Origin of the sequence: Bradyrhizobium sp. 76 (assembly GCF_023073025.1) — a bacterium.
GTDB lineage: Bacteria > Pseudomonadota > Alphaproteobacteria > Rhizobiales > Xanthobacteraceae > Bradyrhizobium.
Window position 1 is genome coordinate 78955 of the sequence record NZ_JADPIS010000149.1, and the last position, 21505, is coordinate 100459.

The following is a 21505-nucleotide window of genomic DNA, read 5'->3' on the forward strand; positions in this document are numbered from 1 at the left end:
GACGCGAGCGTCTTCTAATGCTACGTTCATCTCGTGGGAAAAGTCATGCCGTCAGAGCTCCGTTCGCCCCGTCTCGCTGTCCTGATTGATGCCGACAATGCTTCGGCAAAGATCGCCGATGGACTGTTCGAGGAGATTGCCAAGATCGGCGAGGCCAGCGTTCGCCGCATCTACGGCGACTTCTCCAATGCCAGGTCGAGGGGCTGGGCCGACATCCTGTCGAAGCACGCCATCATCCCGCAGCAGCAGTTTGCCTATACGACCGGCAAGAATGCCTCGGACATCACCCTGGTCATCGACGCGATGGACCTGCTTCACAGCGGCCGTTTCGACGGCTTTTGCCTGGTGTCCTCGGACAGCGATTTTACCCGTCTCGCCGCCCGAATCCGGGAGCAGGGCATCGATGTCTTTGGGTTCGGCGAACAGAAGACGCCGGAGAGCTTCCGGCAGACCTGTCGAAGGTTCGTCTACACGGAGAACCTGCTTCCCGCGCCGGCGAACACCCAGGACGCCGCCTCGAGATCGACGTCGCTTCAACCGCCCGATGCCGCAACCCCCATCATCAAGAAGGTCATCACCCAGATGGAGAGCGAGGACGGCTGGGTGACGCTCGGGGAAGTCGGTCGCCAACTTGCCAATCTCGCGTCCGATTTCGATCCGAGAACGTTCGGCTTCCGCAAACTGAGCGACCTCGTGCGAAAGACCAATTCCTTTGAGATCGACGAGCAGAACGGGAGGTCGATGCGGATTCGGGTCAAGCCCGCTGCCGCAGCGGCCCCGCGAAGGCGGAACTCGCGCAGACCCGCGAGGCCGGCGGCGGCAGGCGGTTCGACGCCTAAGGCGTAAGCAGGGCGTGCCGTTATATTTGCGCTTGCCCGGTCGGGCGCGGAGCGTAACCATCGCAGGGCCATAACGCCACGCGAGGGTCCTGATGACCAGACTTACCCGCTTCGCCGTCGCACCGTTGCATTCGATGACCCGGCGTCTCGCCGATGTGGCCTCGGCGCGTGTCGCGCCGGATCTCGTCGTCACCGGCGCGCGCGTGCTCTCGACCTATTCGGAGCGTGTCCATCAGGGACGTGAGGTCTGGATCACCGGCGGCCGCATCGCGGCGGTGAAGCCGGCTGGAACGGCCAAGAAGGCCTGGAGCGGCGTCACGACCTACGATGCCGCTGGCGGCATTATCGCGCCGGGCCTAGTTGATCCGCACATCCACATCGAATCCTCGATGGTGACGGCCTGCGCCTATGCCGAAGCCGCATTGCTCAACGGCACCACTACGATCTTCTGCGACAGCCACGAGATCGGCAACGTCATGGACGTCGCCGGCGTCGAGGCGATGTTGGAGGACGCGCGCGAGGCGCCGTTGTCGATCTTTTTGACCGTGCCAAGCACGGTGCCGGCCACCTCAGCCGCACTCGAGACCGCGGGTGGCGACCTCACGCCCGACAAGATCGCCGGCCTGTTCGACCGTTGGCCGGAAGCGGTCGCGCTCGGCGAGAAGATGGACTTTGTGCCTGTCACCATGGGGGACGAGCGAAGCCACGCCATCCTCGCCGCCGCCCTGAAGCGCGGGCGGCCGGTATCCGGTCATGTTTATGGCCGCGAGTTCGTTGCGGCCTATGCGGCGAGCGGCGTCACCGATACGCACGAGGCGATCGACCGCGACATCGCCGACGATTTGCTCGATGCCGGCGTCTGGGTGTTCCTGCGCGGAGGACCGCCGACCACACCCTGGCACTCGCTGCCGCAGGCGATCCGGACCATCACCGAGCTCGGGGCCTCGCATAAGCGCACCGCAGTATGCACCGACGATCGCGACGCCGACGATCTCCTGCTGTTTGGGCTCGATTGGGTGGTGCGCGAAGCCGTGAAGGCAGGGATGTCGCCGGAGCAGGCCTGGTCGATGGGATCGCTGCATGGCGCCACGCGCTTCAACATGGACAGCGATATCGGCGGGCTCGGCGGCGGCCGCCGCGCCGATCTGGTGCTGATGGACGACAATCTGAAGCCGCAATGCACCTGGTACGGCGGCGAGCTGGTGGTCGAGAACCGCAAGATCACGCCGCGGCTCGATCAGGCATTGTCGCAGCGATATCAATACCCGCAGGCGGCCTACGCGACTGTGAAGCTGCCGGAGAAGCTGAAGCTGACGCCGGAACTGCCGGTGAAGGCCTGCACCGTCAACGCCATCAAGACCGCGTTGCCCGGCATCACGCTGATCCATGAGAAGATCGCGATCGAGCCCGCAAAGGACTGGCCGACGCTGTTTGCGCGCTACGGCCTGTGCTTTGTCACGGTGGTCGAGCGCCACGGCAAATCGGCCGGCAATGTCGCCTATGGCCTCTTGAAGGACTTTGGCCTCAAGCGCGGCGCGGTCGCCTCCAGCGTCGGCCACGACAGCCACAACATCATCGTTGCCGGCACCAACGAGGCCGACATGCAGGTCGCGGTCGCCGCCATCAAGGAGCAACAGGGCGCCGTCTGCCTCGTCGCTGACGGAAAGGTGAGGGCCCTGGTGCCGTTGCCGATCGCTGGGCTCTTGTCCGACAAACGCGTCACGGAGGTGGCGGAAGAGGTCAAAGTGCTGAAGAAGGAATGGGCGGAAGCCGGCTGCACCATCCCCTACATGGGCTTCAATCTGATTCCGCTGTCGGTTATTCCGAAAATTCGTATCACCGACAAGGGCCTTGTGCTGGTGCCGCAGATGCAGCTAGCGCCGCTGTTCGAGTGAGCGCTTTCACGCGAGTCTCGATCTAACCGATTGAGACCGCCGCGATTTTTCCACGGCTGCCGCATCGTGGAAAATAAAATCGATCTCGTTGAGTGCAGCCCTCGCGGGCCTGATGATCTCGCTCGAGCCAATGCAACTCAAGCGAGGTCCGATATGGCGAAGATGCGAGCCATCGATGCTGCCGTGCGAATTCTGGAGAAGGAAGGTATCTCGACTGCTTTTGGCGTTCCCGGGGCGGCGATCAATCCGCTTTACTCGGCGCTGAAGAAGCGCGGCTCAATCCGCCATATCTTGGCGCGGCATGTCGAAGGCGCCTCGCACATGGCCGAGGGCTATACGCGGGCCAAGGCCGGCAATATCGGCGTCTGCATCGGAACCTCGGGGCCGGCCGGGACCGACATGATCACCGGGCTCTATTCGGCGATCGCCGATTCCATCCCGATCCTCTGCATCACCGGGCAGGCGCCGCGCGCGCGGCTCTACAAGGAGGATTTCCAGGCCGTCGATATCGAATCGATCGCAAAGCCCGTGACCAAATGGGCGGTGACGGTGCGCGAGCCGGCGCTGGTGCCCCGCGTGTTCAGCCAGGCGTTTCACGTGATGCGCTCGGGAAGGCCCGGCCCGGTCCTGATCGACATGCCGCTCGACGTGCAGCTCGCCGAAATCGAGTTCGACGACGAGACCTACGAGCCGCTGCCGGTCTACAAGCCCAGCGCGACCCGCAAGCAGGTCGAGAAGGCGCTGGAGATGCTCAATGCGGCCGAGCGTCCGCTGATCGTCGCGGGCGGCGGTGTCATCAACGCCGACGCCTCGGATTTGCTGGTGGAATTCGCCGAGATCGCCAACGTGCCGGTTGTGCCGACGCTGATGGGCTGGGGCGCCATCCCCGACGACCACGTGCTGATGGCCGGCATGGTCGGTCTTCAGACCAGCCATCGTTACGGCAATGCCACCATGCTCGAATCCGATTTCGTGCTCGGCATCGGCAACCGCTGGGCAAACCGCCACACCGGCTCGGTCGAGACCTACACCAAGGGTCGCACCTTCGTGCATGTGGATATCGAGCCGACCCAGATCGGGCGCGTGTTCAATCCCGACCTCGGCATCGTCTCGGACGCGAAGGCGGCGCTCGAACTGTTCGTCGCCGTCGCCAGGGAGTGGCGCCGCTCAGGCAGGTTGCGCGAGCGCCAGGCGTGGCCCGCTTCCTGCCGGGACCGCAAGAAGACGATGTTGCGCAAGAGCCATTTCGACAACGTCCCGATCAAGCCCCAGCGCGTCTACGAGGAGATGACCAAGGCGTTTGGCCGCGACACCTGCTACGTCACCGTGATCGGCCTTTCGCAAATCGCCGGTGCGCAGTTCCTGGGTGTCTACAAGCCGCGCAACTGGATCAATGCCGGGCAGGCGGGGCCGCTCGGCTGGACCCTACCTGCGGCGCTCGGCGTGCGCGCGGCGTGCCCGGATCGCGATATCGTCGCGCTCTCGGGCGACTACGACTTCCAGTTCCTGATCGAGGAGCTCGCGGTCGGGGCGCAGTTCAACCTGCCCTACATCCATGTCGTCGTGAACAATTCCTATCTCGGCCTGATCCGCCAGGCCCAGCGCGGCTTCGACATGGACTATCACGTCCAGCTCTCCTTTGAGAACATCAACGCGCCCGAGCTCGGCGGCTACGGCGTCGATCACGTCGCCGTCGCCGAAGGGCTCGGCTGCAAGGCGATTCGCGTCACCGATCCCAAGGACGCGCAGGCCGCGTTCGCCACCGCACGCGAATGGATGGCGAAGTACCGCGTGCCTGTGATGGTCGAGTTCATTCTCGAGCGCGTCACCAACATCGCGATGGGCACGGAAATCGACAACGTCGTCGAGTTCGAGGAGGTGCTGGACCTGCCGCTCGACGAGGTCGCGACCGCGCGGCCGGGCGTGCTGCAGCCGGCGGAATAGGGGACCAGCATCATGCCGAAATTCGCCGCCAACCTCACCATGCTCTTCAACGAGATGCCGTTCATGGACCGTTTCGCCGCGGCAAAAGCGGCGGGCTTTTCCGGGATTGAGTACCTCTTCCCCTATGATTTCGAGAAGGCGCAGTTGCGCGAGCAGCTCGACAGCCATGGGCTGACGCAGGTGCTGCACAATCTGCCGGCCGGCAATTGGGCCGCGAGCGAGCGCGGCATCGCGATCCTGCCGGATCGTGTCAGCGAGTTCAGGGACGGCGTGTTTCGCGCCATCGACTATGCCAAGGCGCTCGATTGCGAGCAGCTCAATTGCCTCGTCGGCATCGCGCCTGTCGATGCCGATCCGCGTGAGCTCAACGAAACGCTGGTCGGGAATCTGCGCTTTGCGGCGTCGACCTTGGCGCGGGAGAACATCAAGCTTCTGGTCGAGCCGATCAACACGCTCGACATTCCCGGCTTCTTCCTGAACGGCACCGAGCAGGCCGTGCAGCTGATCTCCGAGGTGCGCTCGAACAATCTGTTCATCCAGTACGATATCTACCACATGCAGATCATGGAGGGCGATCTCGCCCGTACCATGCAGGAATATCTCCCGCAGATCGCGCACATCCAGCTCGCCGATAATCCCGGCCGCCACGAGCCCGGCACGGGCGAGATCAACTATCCCTTCCTGTTCCGCCATCTCGACGCGATCGGGTATCGCGGCTGGATCGGTTGCGAATACAAGCCGCGCACCACGACGCTGGACGGCTTGTCCTGGCACGCGGCGCAGACTTTCGAGACCTGAGGAAACTTTGACATGATCGACATCGGCTTTATCGGACTTGGCACCATGGGACGGCCGATGGCCGGTCATCTTCTGGCCGCAGGCCATCGCGTTCTCCTGCACGATGTCGGGCCGGTCGCACCCGAGCTGATCGCCGCCGGCGGCGTCATCTGCAAGTCAAGCAAGGAGGTTGCGGAGGAGGCGGATGCGGTCATCATGGTGCCGGATACCCCGCAGGTGGAGGCCGTGCTGTTTGGCAAGGACGGCGTCGCGGGCGGCATTTCCAAGGGCAAGATCGTGGTCGACATGAGCTCGATCTCGCCGCTGGCGACCAAGGAGTTTGCGAAGAAGATCGAGGCGCTCGGCGCGGATTATCTCGACGCACCGGTGTCAGGCGGGGAGGTTGGTGCCAAGGCGGCAAGCCTCACCATCATGGTCGGTGGCCCCGAGCGCGCCTTCAACACCATGAAGCCGATCTTCGACAGGATGGGAAAGAACGTTACCCGGGTCGGCGCCAATGGCGACGGCCAGACCACGAAGGTCGCCAACCAGATCATCGTCGCGTTGACGATCGAGGCGGTCAGCGAAGCGCTGCTGTTCGCGTCGAAAGCCGGTGCGGATCCGGCGCTGGTGTGGCAGGCCCTGATGGGCGGCTTTGCGTCTTCGCGGATTCTCGAAGTGCATGGCGAGCGCATGGTGAAGCGCAATTTCGATCCCGGCTTCCGCATCGAGCTGCACCAGAAGGATCTTAACCTCGCGCTTGAAGGCGCCCGCGCGCTCGGCCTGTCGCTGCCGAGCACCGCAGTGGCGCAGCAACTGTTCTCGTCCTGCGCCGCGCATGGCGGCAAGGGCTGGGACCATTCGGCGATGGTGCGCGCGCTGGAACTGATGGCGAGGCACGAGATCGCCGCGGCCTGAACTGTTACCGGGTAACAGTCTCCGTTGTGGTTCTGGCTAGATCGGGCGAGGGAACCGGAACAATGATCCGGCCCCGCGGTTGAAGGCGCACAACAATCACTGGAGACATAAGCACATGAAAACCCGTCTTGCGATTTCGTTGGCTGCCGCGTCGCTGCTGGCGTCGAGTGCGGCCTTTGCTCAGTCGACGACCGAAGAGGGCGCCAGGAACGGCGCACGCGCGGGCGGCGACATTGGCGGTCCGGTCGGTGCGATGGTCGGTGGTACCGTCGGTGCAGCCGTGGGCGCCGGCCTTGAAATTCCGAACGCGATCCTGGGCGGAATTCCGCGTGATGATTCCGTCGTGGTTCACGAGCGCGTCGTGGTCGGCGAGCCCCTGCCGCCGACCGTGGTGCTGCGGCCCGTGCCGAACTACACCGAGTATCGCTATGCGGTCGTGAACGATCGCCGCGTGATCGTGGAGCCGCGCACGCGCCGCGTCGTCAAGATCATCGACTGATCAATCGGAGCGTGAGCTTTGAAAGGCGGGCCCTGCGGAGCATCACTCCGCGGGGCCTTGGCTCGTCACGGCCGAATTTGCGCGAAACCGCGTCAAGGCCCAATCGGCGACGGCCGCGAGGGCGAAGCCGATGCAGGTGGTGCCGGCATCGACCAGAAAGTCCTCCAGCCGCGCATGTCGTCCCGGTGCCCAGAATTGCATCAGTTCGAGCAGGCCGACCAGCACCACAGCGATGGCTGTAGCCGACAGGCGGCGGCGCGGATAGGCGAGGCCGAAGGCTAGTCCCACTAGGACGAAGGCGAGGGCGTGTTCACCGTCCTGGCCAAGGTCGGAATGGGGCCGCAGGCCGGGCGGGCCGAGGGTTGCAAAGGCGACGGCGGCGGCAAGCAGCCAGGCAGAGGAGCGAACCAAAATGGACATCCGCACCGCTTAGCATGGATTGCAGCAGCCTGCCGAGGGGCCGGGATCAGATCGCCGTGTAGTTAATGACGAAACGTTAAAGCGGCTCACGCACGCCCAGGCCGTGCATGAAGCGTTCCCGGATTTGTACGGGGTCGCGTCGGGTGGCGCCGACGCCAGGCTTGTCATCGATACGAACGGCGATCAGGCTCGGCTCGCCGGCCGACATGGCTTCTTCGACCAGACGCTCGAAATCCTCCTCGTCCGCGGCCCAGGCGCTGTTGGCAAGCCCGGAGCCGGTCGCGATGGCGACGATGTCAGCCACGTTCGCGGCCGGTGTCGGCTGCGCGCCGGTGATCTGATAGATGCCGTTGTCCATTACGATCATGGTGAGGTTCTTCGGCTTCAACGCCGCAATCGTCGAGAGCGCGCCGAGCTGCATCAGCAGCGAGCCGTCGCCTTCGAGCGCGAAGACGCGCCGGTCCGGCTGCGCCAGCGCCACGCCCAGCGCGATCGGGAAGGCGAGCCCCATGCTGCCGAGCATGTAGAAATTCTGCGGACGGTGGCCGGCGGCCCAGAGGTCGAAATTGGTGTTGCCGATGCCGCCGATCACGGCTTCCTCGTGCTCGAGTTTCGCGATCAGGCGCGAGGTGACGTCGAAGCGGTTCATCACTTTGGTGTTGCGCGCGTCTGTATTCATTTGCGCCGGCCTCACTTGTCGAACACCTTGCCGCCCGTGAGCAGCGGGTTGAGGATCAGCGCGACCGGCGCCTGCGTCGTCACGGCCTGCTTGATCGAACGGTCGGCAATGAATTCGAGCTCGTCGAGCCGGGTGATGGTGTGATGCTCCAGCGCCAGAGAATCCAGCACCGGACGCATGGTGCGGCAGACCAGTGACTGGCCGTAGTTGAATTCGCCGAGCGTGCCGCGTTCGGACACGAACATGATCAGCGGAATCTGGTAGGGCACCGCGAGCGAGGCCAGCACGTTGGCGAGCGTCGCAAAGCCCGAGGTCTGCATCAGCACCGCACCGCGCCGTCCGCCCATCCAGGCGCCCGAGACGATGCCGACGGCCTCCTCCTCGCGGGCGGTGGCAAAGGTGGTGAAGTACGGATCGGCGTGCAGGTTCTTGATCAGCGGCGTCAGCACGCGGTCGGGCACGTAAGGGACGAGGCTGATCTCGTTCCGCTTCAGGGTTTGCAGGACGATGCCGTGCCAGCTCTTGTCGCTGGAGGTCTGCGCCGCCTTGGACGAGGTCTGTTGCTCCGCAATCGCCATTGCGTTCTCCCTTCGGCCGCGCATGCTTCTTGGTCTTTGCCATTGTCTCAGGCGGCGTCTTAGGCGTCGTCTTGGCCGTCGCGGCGGTCTGCCGAACTTGACGCAGGCAGCGGGATTGTCAACATGTCCGGGCTGCACCGTGATCTGCGCCAGACGGCCTGCCGCGGCCGGCGCCACCGTGTCATAAGCGGCAATAACAAGAGAACGGAGGAACGCATGGAAGGAGAGCGCGCCGCGCTGGCCCTGCGGATCTCCTGGAGAAAGCCGGAAGGGTCCCGATGTCCGTCAACAGCAAGCGCGTCTTCTACGTCAAATATCTGGCCAACCCGATCTACATCGACATCCTGAAGGCGCGGCCCGACGTCCGGCTCGATCGCATCGAGAACGAGAGCCCCGAGGACTTTTTCGCGCCGATCATCGAAGCGGCTCATGTCTACCAGATCGGCGCCGCCCGCGACGAACTGGCCCCGCACTTCCATGTCGATGCTGCCTTCCTGAAGCGCGCGCCGAACCTGCTGCTCGTCTCCAGCAACGGCGCGGGATTCGATCCTGTCGACGTCGAGGCCTGCACCGATGCCGGCGTGCTGGTCGTCAACCAGTCCGGCGGCAATGCCCATTCTGTCGCCGAGCACGCGCTGGCGATGATGCTGACGTTGTCCAAGCGCATCATCCAGTCCGACCGCAAGCTTCGCAGGGAGGCCAACGTCAACCGCAACGAGCTCGTCGGCAACGAGGTCGAGCACAAAACGGTCGGCATCATCGGCCTCGGCAATGTCGGCCGGCGCATCGCCGCGCTGTGCAAGGGCCTGTTCGGCATGAAGGTGCTGGCCTACGATCCGTACCTGACGGCCGAGGTGATGGCCGAGCGGGGTGGCGAGAAGGTCGAGCTCGACGAGCTTTTGCGCTGCGCGGACTTCGTCTCGATCTCCTGTCCGCTCGACAAGGGCAGCCGCAATATGATCAGCGTGCGCGAGTTTGGGTTGATGCAGCCGCATGCGTACTTTATCACCACGGCGCGTGGCTTCATCCACGACGAAGATGCGCTGCTCCAGGCGTTGCGTGACAAGCGCATTGCGGGCGCCGGTCTCGACGTCTGGTCCAAGGAGCCGCCGCCACCGGAGCATCCGCTGCTCCAGCTCGACAACGTGCTGGCGAGCCCGCATACCGCGGGCGTCACGGTCGAGGCACGGCAGAATATGGGTCGGATCGCCGCCGAGCAGGTGCTGCAGACGCTCGACGGCAAGCGCCCGCCGCGCATCATCAATCCCGAGGTCTGGCCACGCTATGCGGAGCGATTCAAGCAGGCGTTTGGTGTGACGCCGGGGTAGTCGGAGATCGCTTTGTCCTTCCGGTTTGCGATGCTGCTGCTGCCCGATCTGCCGGCGCTACGACGCGCCATGGAATGACCGGCGGGCGGGAACCGCGCCCGACTTTGATCCGCGTCAAAATCTCCCTCCCGGATTCCGGCTAAATGGGATTAGAGTGAGCGCCGCCGGGGCAGGCAGGAGGTCCCATGTCAACTTATGTGGTCAGGTTCATGAAGGACGTGCTCGGCCAATACGGCCGGCAGATCGAGGTGTGCCAAGGCACGCTCGAGGTCGACGCTTCCGACGAGGACGAAGCCAGAGAGCGGGCGAAGGCAAGATTTTGTGAGGACCAGGCGTTGCACCATTGGTCGTTGCATGCCGACCGCATCCAGGTCAGACCCGCTGACTTTCCGTCGTGAGGTCTGGCGTCGGGCGCGTCCTCAGGTGACGCCGCCGAGCGGGACCGCTGCACCGTCTCAGTCGAGCAGCTTGTCCAGTGTGATCGGGAAGCGGCGGATGCGTTTGCCGGTGGCGTGATAGACGGCGTTTGCGATCGCCGCCGGGACGCCCACAATGCCGATTTCGCCAATGCCCTTGATGCCGAGCGCGTTGATGTGCGCGTCCGGCTCGTCGACGAAGATCACGTCGATGTCGCGAACATCTGCGTTCACCGGAATGTGGTACTCGGCGATATTCGCATTCATGATCCGGCCGAAGCGGTGATCCATCACCGTCTCCTCGTGCAGGGCCATCCCGATTCCCCAGACCACGCCGCCCATGATCTGGCTGCGGCCAGTCTTGGTGTTCAGAATCCGCCCGGCCGCGACGGCGCTGACGACCCGCGTCACGCGAACGACATTTAGCTCTTCGTCGACCTTGACCTCGGCGAAGACGGCCGAATGGGTGTTGCGCGCGTGCTTCTTGTCCTCATCGAACTGGTTGAGCTTTTCCTTCTCGATGCGTTCGACCCCGCCATGGCGCATTGCGTCGGCGATCGAGACCGCGCGGCTGTTGTCGCTGGCCCTGGCAATGCTGCCGTCGGTCAGCACTGTATCGGCCAACTCGGCGCCGGCGAGCGGCGAGCCTGGCATCTTCCCGGCCAGGCGTAACAGTTCCTTGCGCACCTCCTCGGCGGCTGCGAGCACCGCATGTGCGCTCGAGGCAGCCATCCAGGAGCCGCCCTCGACAGGCGCCTGCGGCAGACTGGAATCTGCGAGCCTGACGCTGATGTTCTCGATCGGCAGGCCGAGCGCATCGGCTGCGACCTGCGCCACGATCGTGTAGGTGCCGGTGCCGATGTCGGATGCCGCGCAAGACACCTCGGCATGTCCGTTCGACGTCAGCACGATACGGACGGCGACTGGCATCTGCAGTGCTTCCCACACACCAGTGGCCATGCCCCAGCCGACCAGCTCCTTGCCGTCGCGCATCGAGCGCGGCGCAGGATTGCGTCTGCTCCAGCCGAAGGCGTCCGCGCCGCGCGCGTAGCATGCCCGCAACTGCTTGCTGGTGTAGGGCAGGTTTTCGCTCTGGTCGCGGTCCGAGTAGCACTTCAGCCGCAGGTCGACCGGGTCGAGCTTGAGTGCGACGGCAAGCTCGTCCATCGCGCATTCGAGCGCGCAGACGCCCGACGCCGCGCCCGGTGCGCGCATGTCGCAGGGGGTGGAGACGTCAAGGTGGACCAGCTTGTGGGACAAGCGGCTGTTCGGGCTGCGGTAGAGCTGTTCGGCCCAGCCGGTATCGTTGCGGGCAAAATCCTCGTAGCGCGAGGTGACGGCAATGGCCTCGTGCGTGACCGCATCGAGCGTACCATCTGACTTTGCGCCGAGCCCGACGCGCTCGATGGTCATTGGCCGGTAGCCGAGCCCGTACATCTGCTGCCGTGTCAGCACGACGCGAACGGACCGTTTCAGCGCGAGCGCGCCGAGCGTTGCCAACACCACCTGATATTGCGGCCGCAAGCCGGAACCGAAGGCGCCGCCGACGTATGGCGAGATCACCCGAATGTCCTCCGGCTTCCTGTCGAACACGCCGCAGAGAAATTTGTGGACGTTCTGGACGCCCTGCGTCTTGTCATAGATCGTGAGCTTGCCATTGCTGTCCCAGACCGCCGTGGTCGCATAGAGCTCCATCGGGTTGTGATGCTCGGTCGGTATCACGTAGTCCGCCACATGGCGCACATCAGCTCCCGCAAGGGCGGCTGCGGCGTCGCCCCGCGGCTTATGCGGCTTGTCCTTCTCGGCAGCGTTGCCGCGCTCGCCTTCGAGGTCGGTCGCAAAACCATGCTGCTCATAGTCGACCCGCACAAGCGTCGCGGCGAATTTCGCGGTTTCCCAGTCCTCCGCGACGACCAGTGCGATCGGCTGGCCATTGAACTTGATTTTGTCATCATAAAGCGGACGGAAAGGCGAGCCTTCCTCGGGCGCCACCTCGTCCTTCCACGCCTCGTCCTTATCGGCCAGCGGCGGACGGTTCGCATGCGTGAGCACGTCGAGCACACCCTTGATCTGCAGCGCCGCATTGGTGTCGAGGCGGGCAATGCGCCCGCATGGAATGGTAGCCTCGACGACGAACCCATGGAGGAGCTTGTCGGCCGGAAATTCGCCGGCGTATTTGGCGGCGCCGGTGACCTTGGCGCGGCCGTCGACACGCGACGTTGGCGTTCCGACATAAGCGTTCATGGGGTCCTCACGCGATCTTCTTGTGGGCCTGGGATTGCGGCGTGGCGTTCGCCGCCTGTGTGAGCGTCCGCACGATGGCGCGGCGTGCGAGCTCGACCTTGAAGCCGTTATGTGAGCGGGCCGTTGCTTCCTGGAGCAAGAGATCCGCGGCGTGCGAGAAGTGATCGGGCGTTGCGGCCTGGCCGCGCAACGCCGCTTCGGCTTCGAGGCTGCGCCAGGGCTTGTGCGCCACGCCGCCGAGCGCCAGGCGTGCCCCGCTGATCGCGTTGCCCTCCAATTCGAGCGCGGCGGCGACCGAGACCAGAGCGAAAGCATAAGACATCCGGTCGCGAATTTTTAGGTAGCTGTAGTTTTGTGCAAAGCCGCGCGGCGGCAGCTCGATCGCCGTGATGATCTCACCGGTGCCGAGATTGGTATCGACATGAGGCTTGTCGCCGGGCAGCCGATGGAAATCGGTCAGCGCGATGGTGCGTTCGCCGGAAGGACCCGCGACGTGCACGAGCCCGTCCAACGCGGCAAGCGCCACGCTCATATCGGATGGATTGGTCGCGATGCAGGCGGCGCTCGTGCCCAGGATCGCATGGTTGCGGTTCAGCCCGTCCATCGCCGAGCAGCCGCTGCCGGGATGTCGCTTGTTGCAGGGCGTGGCCGTGTCATAGAAGTAGGCGCAACGCGTTCGCTGCATCAGATTGCCACCAACGGAGGCCATGTTGCGCAATTGCGCCGACGCGCCGGCTAGGATCGCGCTGGCGAGCAGGGGATAGCGCTGCTCGATCAATGGATGGTAGGCGAGGTCCGAGTTCGGCACCAGGGCGCCGATGCGCAAGGACCCGTCGGTCGTCTCCTGGACCTCCCGGAGCGGCAGGCGGGAGATGTCGATCAGCCGGGAGGGGCGCTCGACATTCTCTTTCATCAGGTCGATCAGATTGGTGCCGCCGGCAATCAGCTTGGCGCCGGGATCGGCGGCGAGCAGGCGGATCGCGTCGGCGACATCAGTGGCTCGGGCGTACTGGAAATTGTTCATGGCTGGCCCATTGCCTGCTGGATGGCGGCGACGATGTTCGGATAGGCGCCACAGCGGCAGAGGTTTCCGCTCATCAGCTCCCGGATCTCGTCGGAATCACGGGCACGGCCTTCGGCGAGCAGTCCGGCCGCCGAACATATCTGTCCCGGCGTGCAATAGCCGCACTGGAAGGCGTCATGGTCGATAAACGCCTGTTGCACGGGATGCAGTGCGCCGTCCTTGGCAAGACCTTCGACAGTCGTGATCTCCGCGCCGTCCTTCATGACGGCGAGCGTGAGGCACGAATTGACGCGCCGGCCAGCCACCAGCACAGTGCAGGCGCCGCACTGACCATGGTCGCAGCCCTTCTTGGTGCCGCTCAGCGCAAGATGGTCCCGCAAGGCGTCGAGCAGCGTGGTCCATGGCACGAGATCGAGCGTGTGACTGACGCCGTTGACGACAAGATGGATCGGGATTCGTTCGGAAATCTGATGCGTGACATCGCCCATGTCCTGCTCCCTGCGACGGCGACCGTGCCGGACGTCAGCCGTGTTGACGCGGGGGCACGCCTCCGCCGGCCAATAGCGCCCAACGGACCACCGACCGGTTGGTTCCTTGCAGGCAGTTCGCCTTTCCGAGAGGTTGCGGTCAGCGCCTTGCTTCGCCGAACACCACATTCGGCACGGCGCGGTTGACGACCTCGCGCAGCGCGAAGCTCGATTGGACCCGCGCGACGCGCGGCAGGCGCGACAGCTCCATGCGGTGGATGCGCTCGAAATCCTGGATGTCGCGGGCGAGCACGATCAAAATGTAGTCGTCGGTCCCCGACATCAGGAAGCAGCGCACGACGGACGGGCATTTCACCACCTCCGCCTCGAACGCCTTCAACGCCTCATCGCTCTGGCTTTCCAGCGCGATGCGGACCAGTACCGTGGTGGTGAGGCCGAATTGCGCGAGGTCGAGCGTGGCCTGATAGCCTTGGATGTAGCCGTCGTCCTCAAGTGCCTTCTGCCGCCGCGCGAGCGCGGTGCTGGATAGCCCAACCTTGTTGGCGAGCTCGGTGTGGCTGGCCCGCGCATTGGTCGTGAGTTCCGCGAGGATGGCGAGATCTTTCCGGTCGAGGGCCAAAGTTTCGTTTCCAGCGTGAAAGGGCGTTTGCGCGCCGGAAACCGGCGCAGGGACGCCAAAGCTAGCGGATATTTGCACGAAACCAAACCGGGCAGGTCGCTACGATCATGAGGTGAATCAAAAGGAGGCCCGGGATGCGCGTCGGTGTGCCCAAGGAAATCAAAGTGCAGGAATATCGCGTCGGGCTCACCCCGGGTGCAGTCCGCGAATATGTCGCGGCGGGGCACGAGGTGACGGTCGAGACCGGTGCGGGTGGCGGCATCGGCGCCTCCGACGAAGTCTACCGGCGGGCAGGGGCGATCATTGCCGACAGCGCACGCGACATCTTCGCGAACTCCGACATGATCGTGAAGGTGAAGGAGCCCCAGAAAAGCGAGTGGGCCCAGCTCCGCGACAGCCAGATCCTGTTCACTTATCTCCATCTCGCGCCGGATCCCGAACAGGCCAGGGGTTTGCTCGCCTCCGGCTGTACTGCGATCGCCTATGAAACCGTCACCGACGCGGCCGGTCACCTACCCCTGCTTGCGCCGATGAGCGAAGTCGCCGGCCGCCTCGCCATCGAGGCCGCCGGCGCCGCGCTCAAGCGCTCGGCTGGGGGCCGCGGACTGCTGCTGGGCGGCGTTCCCGGCGTGCAGCCGGCGCGGGTCGTCGTGCTCGGCGGCGGCGTAGTGGGAACGCAAGCCGCGCGCATGGCCGCGGGCCTTGGCGCGGAGATCACCGTGATCGACCGCTCTATTCCTCAGTTGCGGCAGCTTGATGATCTCTTTGCCGGGCGCGTACGCACCCGCTTCTCCACCATCGAATCAGTTGAGGAGGAGGTGTTCGCTGCCGACGTCGTGATCGGCGCGGTGCTGGTGCCGGGCGCGAGCGCGCCCAAGCTCGTCACGCGTGCGATGTTGACATCGATGCGACCGGGCGCCGTGCTGGTCGACGTCGCGATCGATCAGGGCGGCTGCTTCGAGACCTCGCACCCGACCACGCATGCCGATCCGACCTATCTGGTCGACGGCATCGTGCATTATTGCGTGGCCAATATGCCCGGCGCGGTGCCGGTGACGTCGAGCCAGGCGCTGAACAACGCGACGCTGCCGTTCGGCTTGATGCTTGCGAACAAGGGTTTTGCTGCAGTGCTGGAAAATCCACATCTGCGCAACGGGCTGAATGTGCATCGCGGCCGCATCACCAACAAGGCGGTGGCCGAAAGCCTCGGGCTGGAGTTTGCTCCGGTGGGGAGCGGGCTGGCGGCTTAGCGTTGCCGCTCATACCGGCTTGCGATGGCGGCTGCCGAGCGCGGCTTCGATCGTCTCAGGCTTCTCGATGCGTTCGATCAGCATGTCGATGCGGTCGCCGCCCCAGAACAGATCGCCGTTGAATACCATGGTCGGCACGCCGAACACGCCGAGCGCTTCGGCCTCGTCAATGATGCGGTCATGCTCGGCGCGGGCGGGGCCATGGATGTAGGCTTTGAACTCACTGGCTGAGCCACCGCAGGACGTGATGACGTCCGTGATTGCGGCGAGATCGTCGATCTCGAGCTCATGGCTCCAGAACCGACGAAACACCGTGTCGTGATACGGACGGAAGAAGCCGTGCTGTTGGGCGAACAGCATGCCGACGCTGGAATAGAACGCGTCGTAGATCCGCCGGGGCCCTTTCATGACGAGCCCCCGCGCATTGGCATAGCGCCGAGCGTCCATATAGGCGTAGCGCACCTTGCGCCAGAAATGCGGCGTGCGCTCTTCCACGGTCCCCATGAATTCGGCAACGCGCAGCGTATAGGGCAGCCATTCGAGCTCGACGCCGTGCGTCTCCTCGAGTTCGAACAGGCGCTTGTTGGCCACGAATGCGTAGGGGCTCTTGTAGTCGGTGTAGATACGCACGCGGGGGTTTGGCATTGGCAGATTCCTTTCATACGCGCGGCGCTACCCGCTCGCCGTGGCGCCGGTGCTCAAATAGGCCGGAAGAAGAAAACTATTGCCCCGGGTCCGTCCGGCGGAAGGAGTTTCCTCTTCGGGAGGCAAAAAAGCCAATCGCTTCCATTGCTGTTTGGGGCCGAAACGACGACATTTCCTCGAGAAATTGATGGATTGACTGCCATGGAACGCACCAGGTTTGAACCTTTCGGCGAGCAATTGGTGTCCGCAACGGACACCCAGCCGCGCTCGCGCGGGTCAAAGCTGCTGCTGCGGGTCGGCACCGGCCTGTTCTGGTCGCTGGTCGCCGGCATCGTGCTGGCGCGTGCAGCCTTCTTCGAACCCGGCGTCTATGACGGTTTCAGCCGCGTCGCCTCGCTGGCCAAGAGCCTGATCTTCTAAGGCGCGCCTGACCTTCCGAGCCGGATTATCCCGGGCTGAGGATAGAACTTCCCTGAGCCCTGATATGTCGAAAACTTATTTCCCAATCGGATGGCGCTGCGTATAAATCCTTCTCCTCGGGGAGAGATTTGTGTCGCAGAATCAAGCATCCAGCCCGGCCGACGCCAAGCCGACCACGGCCACTGGCCGCATTGTCGCGCTGATTCCCGGGATCCTCCTCTGCATCGCCGTGGCCGGTGTTTCGGCCCTGCTCGAACGGGCGGAATTGGGCGTCTTCGAACATCCCTATGTCGAGGCGCTGGTGATGGCGATCTTGCTCGGCATGGCCGTTCGCAGCTTCTGGAAGCCCGCGCCGCGCTGGCAGTCCGGCATCGCCTTCAGCGCCAAGCAGCTGCTCGAAGTCGCCGTCATGCTGCTGGGGGCCTCGATCAGCTTTGCTGCTATCGCGGCATCCGGCGTCGCGCTGTTGGCCTCGATCGCGGCCGTCGTTGTGGTCGCGCTCTGCGTTTCCTTCGGCATCAGCCGGCTGCTTGGTCTCTCGACGCGGCTCTCGATCCTGATCGCCTGCGGCAACTCGATCTGCGGCAACTCGGCGATTGCGGCGGTGGCGCCGATCATCGGCGCCAACAATGACGAGATCGCATCCTCGATCTCCTTCACCGCCATCCTCGGCGTGATGATGGTGCTCGGCCTGCCGCTGCTGATCCCGCTGCTGCAGCTATCGGCCACGCAATACGGCATCCTCGCAGGCCTCACCGTCTATGCCGTGCCGCAGGTGCTTGCGGCGACTGTGCCGGCGGGGCTCGTCTCGACGCAGATCGGCACGCTCGTCAAGCTGATGCGGGTGCTGATGCTCGGGCCGGTCGTCGTCGGCCTCTCGCTGACGGCCTCGCGCTGGCACAGCGACGCCAAGAAGACCAATGTCGGCTTTTTCCGCCTGGTCCCGTGGTTCATCCTCGGCTTCCTTGCGCTGGCGACCCTGCGATCCCTGGAGATCGTGCCAGGCACGGTGGTTGGTCCGGTGACGAAGATCACCAGCTTTCTCACGGTGGTGTCGATGGCGGCGCTGGGTCTGGGTGTCGACGTTCGTGTGCTGGCCAATGTCGGGGGCAGGGTGACGGCGGCCGTGACGCTGTCGCTGATGCTGCTGCTCGGCATCAGCATCGCACTGGTGCACTGGTTCAAGTGAAGGCGGCTGTAGCCGCGAACTCTTCTTCCTTCGCGCAAGGGGAGAAGGGAACTAAGAGGGTAAGCGTCGAGAAATCGCTAAATCACATCCGCGAGCGAATGCCCGTGCAGCTCGATGTTCAACCCCTGCATGCCCATGTCGTTGAGCTCGCCGCCCATCGCTTTGATGCTCTCCTCGCGGATCAGCGACATCAGTCCGCGGCGCAGCGCCAAAAACTCCGATGACATCATCATCGCCTGCTGCCGCGGCCGCTCGAGCGGGATCGGAATCTCCGCCTTGATCGAGCCGGGGCGTGCGGTCATGCAGTAGACACGATCGGACAGGAAAATCGCCTCGTCGATGTCGTGGGTGACGAACAGCACCGAGATCTTCAACCGCTGCCACATGTTGGTGAGGATCTGCTGCATGATGACCCGGGTCTGCGCATCGAGCGCGCCAAAGGGTTCGTCCAGCAGCAACACTTTGGGTCCGGTCGCGAGCGCGCGGACGATGCCGACGCGCTGCTTCATGCCACCCGAAAGTTTCTCGGGGTAATGCTTTTCGAAGGCTTCGAGGCCTGCGAGTCCCAGCAGCGTGCGGGCGGCGCGCTCGCGCTGCGAGCGCGGCATGCCGCGCATCTTCAGGCCGAACTCGACGTTCTCCCGCACGGTCTTCCAGGGAAACAGCGAATATTGCTGAAACACCATGCCGCGCTCCGCGCTGGGGCCGTTCACCTTTTCGCCGTCGACGGTGACGATGCCCGTGGTCGGCTTGAGGAAGCCGGCGACCGCGTTGAGCAGCGTCGACTTTCCGCAGCCGGAGGGTCCGACGATCGAGACGAACTCGCCAGGCTTCACATGAATCTGCGTATCGGTGACGGCTTCGACCGGCCCCTCGATGCTGTCGTAGCTGAGGGAGAAGTTCTTGACCTCGATATGGCCCTGCGGTGCCTTGACAACGATCTCACTCATCTTGATCTCCACGGCATCACCAATTGTCCGGCGCCTCGAATCAACATGCTCGATCCGAGCCCGAGCACGCCGATCGCGATCATGCCAAGCGCGATGTCGGCATACTGAACCAGCGAATAGGCCTCCCAGGTGAAATAGCCGATGCCGTACTGCCCCGAGATCATCTCGGCGGCGATCAGCGACACCCAGGCCACGCCCATGCCGACGGTCAGGCCGGTGAAGATGTGCGGGAGCGAGGCCGGGAAATACACATCGCGGAAGATCGAGCGTTCCCGCGCGCCGAGACATTGCGCGGCGCGCACCAGCACGGGATCGACCAGCGACATGCCGTGCAGCGTGTTGACCAGGATCGGGAAGAACGAGCCGAGGAACGTGATGTAGACGATGCTCTGCTCGTTGGTCGGCCACAGCATGATCGCCATCGGCACCCAGGCGATCGCCGGGATCGGCCGCAGCACCTCCGCGACGGGGAAGATGATCTCGTGGACAAGCTTGAAGCGGCCCATGATCAGGCCGAGTGGCACCGCGACGATCGCCGCAAGCGAGAAGCCGAAGAAGATGCGCCGGCAGCTCAAGAGGACGTGCAGCAGGAATTTCGGATCGTGGATCGCCTTGGTGAAGCTCGCATAGACCGCGAGCGGCGAAGGCACGTTGGTGAAGCGCACGAAGAACACGACGCGATAGGTCGTCAGCAGATGCCAGACCAGAAGAAAGGCGAGCAGCGAGATGATGCCGATCGCGGTCGCGCGCAGCCCGCCCCGGTTGAGCCGGTACCAGCGCAGTGCGAGCGTGCCGAAGGAGGGTGGAGACGCGGGTGGCGTGGAGGCGGGCATGGCGCTTGCCTCCGCGATTGCACTTGCCGGCATGCTGTCCTCGGAATGTCTGAGGAGGGCGGGACTGCTCACGTCTTGCCCCCGCCGACCGCCGCCTTCACCGCGTCGTCGAAGCCGAGCACCTTGCCGCTGATCTTGGCGGCATAGGCTTCGGCATCCTTCTTCAGCAGGAACGGCGCAACCTCACCATTGCCGACCGCGAAGAAAGCCTGGTCTGCGAACAGCTTGATGCCGCGGGTGGTATCGAAGACGTAGGCGACGTTGATCTTCTTGCCCTTGGCCTTGTAGTCTGCATAGGCGCCGAGCGTGCAGCTGGCTGACGAGAAGGGCAGGATGCCTGAATCTTCGACCCAGACCTCGCCGGCCTTGCGCGGATCGGAGATCGGTTTCTTGCAGAAGGAATCGTCGCCGGAGATCTCGTAATTCTTGGTGCTCGCAAGCTGCGCGTCATAGTCGAGCTTCATCTCGGCATACGCTTTTCGGATGTAGCTGTCATCGACCCATTTCTTCGGGTCGAACTCCTTCATCCGGCCGAGGTTCTGCAGTACTTTGACGTCGGCCGTGGCGGCATCGATCAGTGCCGGCTTGATCGAGGGATCGGTGGTCATGTTGCCGCTGGGGCCGAGGAAGATGTAGACGACCTCCTTGCTGATGCCGGTCCATTCCTGGATCTTCCCGGCGGCGAGCTTGGGATCGTCGCGCAGCCATTGATTGGCGGCGATCACCGCCTTGAAGTAGGCGACGACGACCTCAGGGTATTTCTCGGCGAAATCGGTGCGCACGACGATGCCGTGGAAGGTCGGCAGATTGGTCTCGACGCCGTCAAAGATCTTTCGCGCAAAACCGCGGAACGGCAGCAGCTCGGCGAACGGAACGAAGTCGGCATGTGCGTCGATCTTCTTTTCCTGGAGATTGGTCGAGCCGACCTCCGGACTCTGGCTGACTAACTGGAAGAAATCCGACGTGTAGCCGCGGTCCTGCATCGCCTTGAGCACCATGCCGTGCGCGGCTGAGCCGAACGGCACGCTCACGAGCTTGCCCTTGAGATCGGCAAGATCGTAATAGGGCGAATCCTTGTGAACGACGATGCCGTTGCCGGAGCCCGACAGGCTGTAGGCGGCGATCCCGATCAGCCGGCTCTTGCTCTCCGGATTGCTGTCGAAAGTGAAGCCGTTCACGATCAGCGGATAGTCGCCCATCATGCCGATCTGCAGCTTGTTCGCCATCATCGCGTTGGTGACGGGCGGGCCGGAGGTGAAGTTCTGCCACTCCAGCTCGAACTTGATGTTGGCGTATTTGCCGTCCTTCGGCAGATATTTTTCGAGGAGATGGAGCTGGCGGATGACGACCCCGGCGGTCACCGTGTTGGTCGTGGTATCCTGCGTTCCGATGCCGAGCGTGACGGCTTCCGCCGCGGCCGGCTGCGCGAGGAGAAGCGCCAGCGACGTCACCGACATCGCGATCGAGAGCGTGGGAAGATGGCGGACCATTCTCATCCTCATTCGGTTGGATGTGCTGTGGTTGCCATGATTGGGTGAGGGCGTGGGCAG

General features: G+C 64.1%; 22 protein-coding genes. 11 read left to right on the forward strand and 11 right to left on the reverse strand.

The window, feature by feature from the left end; translation table 11 throughout:
- The first annotated feature begins 45 nt into the window (after window positions 1-45).
- The 6 genes from IVB48_RS35850 (at window position 46) to IVB48_RS35875 (ending at window position 6872) form a co-directional block, all read left to right on the forward strand.
- Window positions 46-846, forward strand: a complete 801-nt coding sequence (locus tag IVB48_RS35850) for an NYN domain-containing protein (protein ID WP_247407666.1) — start codon at window positions 46-48, stop codon at window positions 844-846.
- Window positions 847-931: 85 nt separating this feature from the next.
- Window positions 932-2734: an adenine deaminase C-terminal domain-containing protein gene (locus IVB48_RS35855; protein ID WP_247407668.1), complete on the forward strand. Its 1803-nt coding sequence runs from the start codon at window positions 932-934 to the stop codon at window positions 2732-2734.
- Between the two features lie 153 nt (window positions 2735-2887).
- Window positions 2888-4678, forward strand: coding sequence for a glyoxylate carboligase (gene gcl / locus IVB48_RS35860; RefSeq protein WP_247288884.1), 1791 nt, complete (start codon window positions 2888-2890; stop codon window positions 4676-4678).
- Window positions 4679-4690: 12 nt separating this feature from the next.
- Entirely contained in the window at window positions 4691-5476 is a 786-nt protein-coding gene (hyi, locus tag IVB48_RS35865; protein ID WP_247407670.1) for a hydroxypyruvate isomerase, read from the forward strand.
- Between the two features lie 12 nt (window positions 5477-5488).
- Entirely contained in the window at window positions 5489-6373 is an 885-nt protein-coding gene (locus IVB48_RS35870; protein ID WP_247407672.1) for a 2-hydroxy-3-oxopropionate reductase, read from the forward strand.
- Between the two features lie 115 nt (window positions 6374-6488).
- Window positions 6489-6872, forward strand: coding sequence for a DUF1236 domain-containing protein (locus IVB48_RS35875; protein WP_007593296.1), 384 nt, complete (start codon window positions 6489-6491; stop codon window positions 6870-6872).
- A gap of 42 nt (window positions 6873-6914) precedes the next feature.
- Here the strand turns inward: IVB48_RS35875 and IVB48_RS35880 are convergent, their stop codons facing one another.
- From IVB48_RS35880 to IVB48_RS35890, 3 genes are all read right to left on the reverse strand, one after another.
- Complete coding sequence (locus tag IVB48_RS35880; protein WP_247407675.1) at window positions 6915-7292, reverse strand: VanZ family protein; 378 nt, start codon at window positions 7290-7292, stop codon at window positions 6915-6917.
- A 76-nt stretch (window positions 7293-7368) separates the two neighbouring features.
- Window positions 7369-7971: a thiamine pyrophosphate-dependent enzyme gene (locus IVB48_RS35885; protein WP_247407676.1), complete on the reverse strand. Its 603-nt coding sequence runs from the start codon at window positions 7969-7971 to the stop codon at window positions 7369-7371.
- Window positions 7972-7982: 11 nt separating this feature from the next.
- Window positions 7983-8549, reverse strand: coding sequence for a thiamine pyrophosphate-binding protein (locus tag IVB48_RS35890; protein WP_247407679.1), 567 nt, complete (start codon window positions 8547-8549; stop codon window positions 7983-7985).
- Window positions 8550-8827: 278 nt separating this feature from the next.
- Between IVB48_RS35890 and IVB48_RS35895 the strand changes: the two genes are divergently transcribed.
- Together IVB48_RS35895 and IVB48_RS35900 are read left to right on the forward strand one after the other, a co-directional pair.
- Entirely contained in the window at window positions 8828-9877 is a 1050-nt protein-coding gene (locus IVB48_RS35895) for a hydroxyacid dehydrogenase (RefSeq protein ID WP_247407681.1), read from the forward strand.
- 185 nt (window positions 9878-10062) lie between these two features.
- Complete coding sequence (locus IVB48_RS35900; protein ID WP_027517015.1) at window positions 10063-10275, forward strand: hypothetical protein; 213 nt, start codon at window positions 10063-10065, stop codon at window positions 10273-10275.
- 57 nt (window positions 10276-10332) lie between these two features.
- Here the strand turns inward: IVB48_RS35900 and IVB48_RS35905 are convergent, their stop codons facing one another.
- The 4 genes from IVB48_RS35905 to IVB48_RS35920 form a co-directional block, all read right to left on the reverse strand.
- Window positions 10333-12537: a xanthine dehydrogenase family protein molybdopterin-binding subunit gene (locus IVB48_RS35905; protein ID WP_247407683.1), complete on the reverse strand. Its 2205-nt coding sequence runs from the start codon at window positions 12535-12537 to the stop codon at window positions 10333-10335.
- A gap of 7 nt (window positions 12538-12544) precedes the next feature.
- Window positions 12545-13561 (reverse strand): xanthine dehydrogenase family protein subunit M, encoded by a 1017-nt coding sequence (locus tag IVB48_RS35910; RefSeq protein ID WP_247407685.1) that lies wholly within the window; start codon window positions 13559-13561, stop codon window positions 12545-12547.
- Window positions 13558-14049 carry a (2Fe-2S)-binding protein gene (locus tag IVB48_RS35915; protein ID WP_247407687.1) on the reverse strand — a complete coding sequence of 164 codons (492 nt, stop codon included), beginning with the start codon at window positions 14047-14049 and terminating at the stop codon, window positions 13558-13560. Before IVB48_RS35915 ends, IVB48_RS35910 begins: the two co-directional genes overlap by 4 nt.
- Before the next feature lie 139 nt (window positions 14050-14188).
- Window positions 14189-14668 carry an Lrp/AsnC family transcriptional regulator gene (locus tag IVB48_RS35920; RefSeq protein WP_247407689.1) on the reverse strand — a complete coding sequence of 160 codons (480 nt, stop codon included), beginning with the start codon at window positions 14666-14668 and terminating at the stop codon, window positions 14189-14191.
- A gap of 134 nt (window positions 14669-14802) precedes the next feature.
- On the opposite strand from IVB48_RS35920, the gene ald reads away from it, so the two are divergent.
- A complete protein-coding gene (ald, locus tag IVB48_RS35925; RefSeq protein WP_247407691.1) occupies window positions 14803-15918 on the forward strand; it encodes an alanine dehydrogenase in 1116 nt (371 codons plus the stop codon).
- 9 nt (window positions 15919-15927) lie between these two features.
- Here the strand turns inward: ald and IVB48_RS35930 are convergent, their stop codons facing one another.
- The gene (locus IVB48_RS35930; protein ID WP_247407693.1) at window positions 15928-16563 is read right to left on the reverse strand and encodes a DsbA family protein; all 636 of its coding nucleotides are present in this window, start codon (window positions 16561-16563) and stop codon (window positions 15928-15930) included.
- A 201-nt stretch (window positions 16564-16764) separates the two neighbouring features.
- Here IVB48_RS35930 and IVB48_RS35935 point away from each other — a divergent pair, with 201 nt between their 5' ends.
- The gene (locus IVB48_RS35935) at window positions 16765-16983 is read left to right on the forward strand and encodes a hypothetical protein (protein WP_007593267.1); all 219 of its coding nucleotides are present in this window, start codon (window positions 16765-16767) and stop codon (window positions 16981-16983) included.
- A 130-nt stretch (window positions 16984-17113) separates the two neighbouring features.
- Entirely contained in the window at window positions 17114-18172 is a 1059-nt protein-coding gene (locus IVB48_RS35940; protein WP_247288896.1) for a putative sulfate exporter family transporter, read from the forward strand.
- Window positions 18173-18249: 77 nt separating this feature from the next.
- On the opposite strand, the gene IVB48_RS35945 is transcribed toward IVB48_RS35940, so the two are convergent.
- The 3 genes from IVB48_RS35945 to IVB48_RS35955 all read right to left on the reverse strand — a co-directional run bounded on the left by IVB48_RS35945 (window position 18250) and on the right by IVB48_RS35955 (window position 21445).
- Window positions 18250-19122, reverse strand: a complete 873-nt coding sequence (locus IVB48_RS35945) for an ABC transporter ATP-binding protein (RefSeq protein ID WP_027569169.1) — start codon at window positions 19120-19122, stop codon at window positions 18250-18252.
- Window positions 19119-19955 carry an ABC transporter permease gene (locus IVB48_RS35950; protein ID WP_007593263.1) on the reverse strand — a complete coding sequence of 279 codons (837 nt, stop codon included), beginning with the start codon at window positions 19953-19955 and terminating at the stop codon, window positions 19119-19121. The genes IVB48_RS35945 and IVB48_RS35950 overlap by 4 nt, the downstream gene beginning before the upstream one ends.
- Before the next feature lie 68 nt (window positions 19956-20023).
- A complete protein-coding gene (locus tag IVB48_RS35955) occupies window positions 20024-21445 on the reverse strand; it encodes an ABC transporter substrate-binding protein (RefSeq protein WP_247407695.1) in 1422 nt (473 codons plus the stop codon).
- Window positions 21446-21505: the final 60 nt, after the last annotated feature.

Excerpts from the sequence above, each read along its gene's own strand:
- gcl (WP_247288884.1), top strand. The coding sequence starts at position 2,888 with ATGGCGAAGATGCGAGCCATCGATGCTGCCGTGCGAATTCTGGAGAAG.
- ald (WP_247407691.1), top strand. The coding sequence starts at position 14,803 with ATGCGCGTCGGTGTGCCCAAGGAAATCAAAGTGCAGGAATATCGCGTC.
- IVB48_RS35910 (WP_247407685.1), bottom strand. The coding sequence starts at position 13,561 with ATGAACAATTTCCAGTACGCCCGAGCCACTGATGTCGCCGACGCGATC.
- hyi (WP_247407670.1), top strand. The coding sequence starts at position 4,691 with ATGCCGAAATTCGCCGCCAACCTCACCATGCTCTTCAACGAGATGCCG.
- IVB48_RS35935 (WP_007593267.1), top strand. The coding sequence starts at position 16,765 with ATGGAACGCACCAGGTTTGAACCTTTCGGCGAGCAATTGGTGTCCGCA.
- IVB48_RS35855 (WP_247407668.1), top strand. The coding sequence starts at position 932 with ATGACCAGACTTACCCGCTTCGCCGTCGCACCGTTGCATTCGATGACC.
- IVB48_RS35890 (WP_247407679.1), bottom strand. The coding sequence starts at position 8,549 with ATGGCGATTGCGGAGCAACAGACCTCGTCCAAGGCGGCGCAGACCTCC.
- IVB48_RS35915 (WP_247407687.1), bottom strand. The coding sequence starts at position 14,049 with ATGGGCGATGTCACGCATCAGATTTCCGAACGAATCCCGATCCATCTT.
- IVB48_RS35950 (WP_007593263.1), bottom strand. The coding sequence starts at position 19,955 with ATGCCCGCCTCCACGCCACCCGCGTCTCCACCCTCCTTCGGCACGCTC.
- IVB48_RS35870 (WP_247407672.1), top strand. The coding sequence starts at position 5,489 with ATGATCGACATCGGCTTTATCGGACTTGGCACCATGGGACGGCCGATG.
- IVB48_RS35850 (WP_247407666.1), top strand. The coding sequence starts at position 46 with ATGCCGTCAGAGCTCCGTTCGCCCCGTCTCGCTGTCCTGATTGATGCC.
- IVB48_RS35885 (WP_247407676.1), bottom strand. The coding sequence starts at position 7,971 with ATGAATACAGACGCGCGCAACACCAAAGTGATGAACCGCTTCGACGTC.
- IVB48_RS35955 (WP_247407695.1), bottom strand. The coding sequence starts at position 21,445 with ATGGTCCGCCATCTTCCCACGCTCTCGATCGCGATGTCGGTGACGTCG.
- IVB48_RS35900 (WP_027517015.1), top strand. The coding sequence starts at position 10,063 with ATGTCAACTTATGTGGTCAGGTTCATGAAGGACGTGCTCGGCCAATAC.
- IVB48_RS35945 (WP_027569169.1), bottom strand. The coding sequence starts at position 19,122 with ATGAGTGAGATCGTTGTCAAGGCACCGCAGGGCCATATCGAGGTCAAG.
- IVB48_RS35905 (WP_247407683.1), bottom strand. The coding sequence starts at position 12,537 with ATGAACGCTTATGTCGGAACGCCAACGTCGCGTGTCGACGGCCGCGCC.
- IVB48_RS35880 (WP_247407675.1), bottom strand. The coding sequence starts at position 7,292 with ATGTCCATTTTGGTTCGCTCCTCTGCCTGGCTGCTTGCCGCCGCCGTC.
- IVB48_RS35875 (WP_007593296.1), top strand. The coding sequence starts at position 6,489 with ATGAAAACCCGTCTTGCGATTTCGTTGGCTGCCGCGTCGCTGCTGGCG.
- IVB48_RS35930 (WP_247407693.1), bottom strand. The coding sequence starts at position 16,563 with ATGCCAAACCCCCGCGTGCGTATCTACACCGACTACAAGAGCCCCTAC.
- IVB48_RS35895 (WP_247407681.1), top strand. The coding sequence starts at position 8,828 with ATGTCCGTCAACAGCAAGCGCGTCTTCTACGTCAAATATCTGGCCAAC.